The sequence below is a fragment of the Lachnoanaerobaculum saburreum DSM 3986 genome, from assembly GCF_000185385.1.
Taxonomy (GTDB): Bacteria; Bacillota; Clostridia; order Lachnospirales; family Lachnospiraceae; genus Lachnoanaerobaculum; species Lachnoanaerobaculum saburreum.
Genome location: NZ_GL622319.1, coordinates 1 through 973, shown reverse-complemented (window position 1 = coordinate 973; position 973 = coordinate 1). Strand labels below are relative to the sequence as shown.

The following is a 973-nucleotide window of genomic DNA, read 5'->3' as shown; positions in this document are numbered from 1 at the left end:
CCCCATTATGATACATTGAATTATTATTTAGAGAGGCTTTCCCCGGAATGTGTTTCATCTTTACGAAAAAAGATGGTGACGAGTTTGATTCGAGGAAAACAATTTAATAAATGTCGTATTCAAAAGAAATATTGGAGAATAATATTAGATGGAACAGGATTGTTCTATTTTAAAGAAAAACATTGTGAGAACTGTTTATGTGTAGAAAGAACCGACAAAGATGGTAAGAAGAGGAAACAGTACTATCACAAAGTATTGGAAGCAAAGATTATGTTAAGTGAAAATGTGATCATTAGTATAGGTACTGAGTTTATAGAAAATGAAAATGAAGAAGTCAGCAAGCAGGATTGTGAGCTAAATGCAGCAAAACGCCTTTTAGAAAGGATAAAAAAAGAATATCCAAGACTACTGATTTGTATACAAGGAGATGCATTGTATGCAACAGAGCCATTTATGAAATTATGTAAGGAATATAAATGGAGTTATTTGCTTACCCAAAAATCAGGAAGGCAAAAAAATGTAGATGAAGGATTTGAGTGGATAAAAAAAGGAGAAGATACAGAATATCAAACGGGTCTATGTGAAGAAAAAGGAAGGGGTTTTTATGCAAATCATGTGGAAGAGGTTACAGGTAAGGAAGAGATTATGAATGTATTTGAGTATGAATACGAGGGAAAAGATAAAAAGTAGAAAACAACATTTCGTTGGATAACAAACTTAGAGATAAATAAACGAAATTTGGAAGAATTAATACAGGCAAGAAGATGGAGATGGAAAATAGAAAATGAGGGATTTAACAATCAGAAAAATGGATTATATAGAATAGAACATCTAAACAGTAGAAACAGTAACGCAATGAAGAATCATTACTTAATAACACAAATAGCAGATATACTGATGCAGCTTTATTTGGCGTGGAATCCATATGTTAAGGAGTTAAAGCAGACAATAAAAAATACATCTTCTAAGTTAC

The 973-nt window shown here is 31.7% G+C and carries 2 pseudogenes; both read left to right on the top strand.

What is annotated here, in order from left to right:
- Positions 1 to 690 (top strand): annotated as a pseudogene (locus tag HMPREF0381_RS14375) (transposase); the annotation flags it as partial.
- A gap of 48 nt (positions 691 to 738) precedes the next feature.
- Positions 739 to 973, top strand: a pseudogene (locus tag HMPREF0381_RS14370) (transposase); the annotation flags it as partial.